Annotated in this window: 2 protein-coding genes and 1 pseudogene; 1 reads left to right on the forward strand and 2 read right to left on the reverse strand. The window is 64.6% G+C overall.

All coding sequences use genetic code 11. From position 1 onward, the window contains the following. A pseudogene (locus IR155_RS15505) lies at positions 1 to 254 on the reverse strand (IS30 family transposase); the annotation flags it as partial. 126 nt (positions 255 to 380) lie between these two features. On the opposite strand from IR155_RS15505, the gene IR155_RS15510 reads away from it, so the two are divergent. Continuing rightward, positions 381 to 1,307, forward strand: a complete 927-nt coding sequence (locus IR155_RS15510) for an IS3 family transposase (protein WP_135115685.1) — start codon at positions 381 to 383, stop codon at positions 1,305 to 1,307. A 93-nt stretch (positions 1,308 to 1,400) separates the two neighbouring features. On the opposite strand, the gene IR155_RS16320 is transcribed toward IR155_RS15510, so the two are convergent. Further along, positions 1,401 to 2,984: an LA2681 family HEPN domain-containing protein gene (locus IR155_RS16320; protein ID WP_135115686.1), complete on the reverse strand. Its 1,584-nt coding sequence runs from the start codon at positions 2,982 to 2,984 to the stop codon at positions 1,401 to 1,403. Positions 2,985 to 3,197: the final 213 nt, after the last annotated feature.

A 3,197-nucleotide genomic window follows, 5' to 3' on the forward strand; every position in this document is an offset into this window, starting at 1 on the left:
ATCGCAGTGAGCGTGTCACCGCGGGCGAGACCCACGAGTATCTCCTCACGATCGAAGACCGTCAGATGCCCCTCGCGCGGCTCCCAGCCGAACGGCTTCCCGTCGAGGTGACGCCCTTCCCTCGCCATGCGGCCGACCATCGGCGCCGTGCAGCCGATCTCGCGAGCGATGTCGATGAGTCTCCATCCCTTCGAGTGGAGACGGAGCGCGAGCTGCTTCTGCTCACGACTGAGATGACCATGCTTGCCCTGCAACGAATGCCTCCCGAGATCAACGTCTGCTTCATCTCACAGCACCCATTGCGCTGACCGGTTGAATCCGCCGATCCTCAAGGCTGCGAGCGTGTTTTTCGCGAAGGAGCTCGACCGCCCCTGACCGAGATGATCCGGTTCATCGATGAACATCGGGATCGTTTCGGGGTCGAGCTCATCTGCCGAGTGTTGCGCCCGGCAGTGCAGGGGTTCCTCACCTCCCGCGGCTATCGCGCCGCCGTCGGCCGCGCCCCGTCTGCCCGGCAGCTGAAGGACGAGCTTCTCGTCCCAGAGGTGGCCCGGCTGCATGCGGAGAACTACGGCGTCTACGGGCGGCGGAAGATGCACGCGCTGATGCGTCGGCAGGGGTGGCAGGTCGGCCGCGACCAGACCGAACGCCTCATGCGGCTCGCTGGGGTGCGTGGCGTCCGTAAGTCGAAGCGGGTGTCCACGACCCGCCCCGACAAGACGACCGTGCTGCCGAGTGATCTCGTGAACCGCCGCTTCACCGCGCCGGCGCCCCGGCGGCTCTGGGTCTGCGACGTCACCTACGTCGCGACCTGGAGTGGTTTCGCCTACGTCGCGTTCGTCACCGACGTCTATTCGAGGCGCATCGTCGGGTGGAACGTCGCGGCGACGCTGCGCTCGGAGATTCTGCCGTTGCAGGCCCTCGACATGGCCGCCTGGAACGTTGGCGGGCGTCTCGACGGACTCATTCATCACGCGGATCATGGGTCGAATTACACCGCGATGGTCTACACCGAGAGGATCGTCGAACTCGGCGCCGTCCCCTCGACCGGGACCGTTGGCGACTCGTTCGATAACGCGATGGCGGAGGCCGTGAACAACCTCTACAAGACCGAGCTGATCCGTCAGCGCGGCCCCTGGCGAACGGTTGAGCAGGTCGAGCTGGCGACTCTCGAGTGGGTGTGGTGGTGGAACAACTCCCGCCTCCACGGCGAGCTCGACATGCGCACCCCGGCAGAGGTTGAGGAGGCGTACTACGCTGACCAAGAATCAGGCCAGCCGGCACCTGCTGGACAAGCCTCCCGATAGGAACGAAAGTCAGGCCGATTCACGTTCATCGACCAGCAGCTCGGCCACTCGCTGCCTGCATGACCAAGACGATTCCGACTCGCAGGACAGCGATCAGTACTGATTCGGCAGCGGTAGAGCCATCAACTGCTCACCCTCAGTGAGTGCGTCCTGCTGATCCTGAACCAGGTCGATGAGGTACATGTAGGCAGCCCGCGCCACACGGAGCGACTGATGAGTCGCGTGCACCAAGGTCTCCGCGTCGATGCTGCTGTGGGCGAGTTCCGTCACGCCGGTCGCGGCGCCGTGCGTCAGGTGAACCAGGCGATGCGTTCCCGCGTTCCGCAGCGTCTTCGCCTCTGGGTAGAGGCCGTCTTTGTCGATGTCAAACGACAGCTCGGCCAGTGCCACCGCGGCGCTGGCTGCCTTCTCGGGAATCGGCAGGCCCGTTCGCAGCTGAGAGCTCTTGCCCTCTCGCCAGTAGTTCTCGAACGTCACCTTCCGTGCCTGCATCCCAGTCTTGAAGTGGTCATTCGCGGCGACAGCGATCTTGTCGAGAAGATCCAACGTCGCTCGCTGAGCAAGGACCAGCTGGGCGGGCGGTTCACCGTAGAGAGACATATCGAGAGTGTCCGCGTAGGTGCCGGTATCGGCTGGGTGCTGGGCGAACAAAGACTCGAAGAGGAGCTTCTCTCCCTGGAAGGCGAGTCGCCGCGCCACGAGGTACTCGGCCTTGAGGACGTTCATGGACGTGAAGATTGGCGGCGGGTCCGGTTCACCGCTATGTACCGTGACCGACTCGACCATCGCGCTGTCCCATCGATGCTCGTCGGAGCCCAGCCCCTCGACTGCGACGGTGAGCGCGAGCCGATGTTGCTTGATCCACTGCTGGTATTCGTCGAGCGGATCGCCGTCATGGGATAGGTGCCCAGCGCTTCCCGATGGTGGCAGCGCGTCCCACCGTTGAGCCACAGCTTCCCCAGCCAGCTCTACCGTGCGAGATCTGTGCCGTTGCGCCTGCTCACGGTAGCGGTCATACACCGCCGCGTAGTGTCCGCCGAGACCTCGGCCCCGAGCGACGCGAAGACGCAGAAGTTCCGCGGCGTTGCCCGCGGCGTTCCCGTTCGTCGGGTCAGCTGCTAGCGCGTCGACATACGCCTGGTATGCCTCGAGCCACCGCCCCGAGCGGTCGAGCGTGTTGCCCAGGTTGCAAAGCGCCCGACCCCGAACGTCCGCGGCCTCACTTAAGTACCCGACAGACGCGAACAGCACTCGCACCGTCCGAAGCCGGTCCTGATCTTCGAGAGCGAAGATCCCTCGAGGAGACTCCGGATTCGCCTGACGCCACTGCGTCAGATCGATGTCGTGGAGGGCCGAGAGCCCGTTGGCTTCGTTGTAGTTGAGCTGACCATCGAGTACGGGAAGGTAGCCGCGCTCGCGAGCGTCGCGAGCGCACTCGATCCCAGCCGAAACCGAGTCCTGAATCCCGCGGGCCGCGCCCAGATTGATGAGCAACGAGGAACAGCTGAATTTCAGTTGCGTCCACTGCACACCGTTGAGACGGCGCCCCGCGAGTGCATCATCGAGGTCGCTCGAGAACGTGGCCAGCTGAGCGACCGTGCCGCTGTGACCTGCTGCTACCGACCGGACGAGCGCGTCGCGGCGTTGGGCCCAGGTTCTCGGCACACGATCGGTCACTGCACCACTCCCGCGCGCCGTACATCCCATGACGCGATCTCCCCCAGCCGGAGCCTGCGACAGTTTCCGCGCGAAATGACATATGTGGCTCTTCGGACATCCGGTGGGGTGAGGGTGGCCGGGCGGTGATTCGGCGGTAGGGGTCGAGGTCCCCGAGGATCAGAAGCGCTAACTCTCTGATTCCGACCGAGGACCTCGACGTGCTTCACCCTA

The organism is Microbacterium paludicola, from assembly GCF_015235415.1.
GTDB classification, from domain to species: domain Bacteria; phylum Actinomycetota; class Actinomycetes; order Actinomycetales; family Microbacteriaceae; genus Microbacterium; species Microbacterium paludicola.

What these genes read in the sequence shown, in the direction of transcription:
- IR155_RS15510 (WP_135115685.1), top strand. Translation starts at nt 381, where the DNA reads ATGATCCGGTTCATCGATGAACATCGGGATCGTTTCGGGGTCGAGCTC.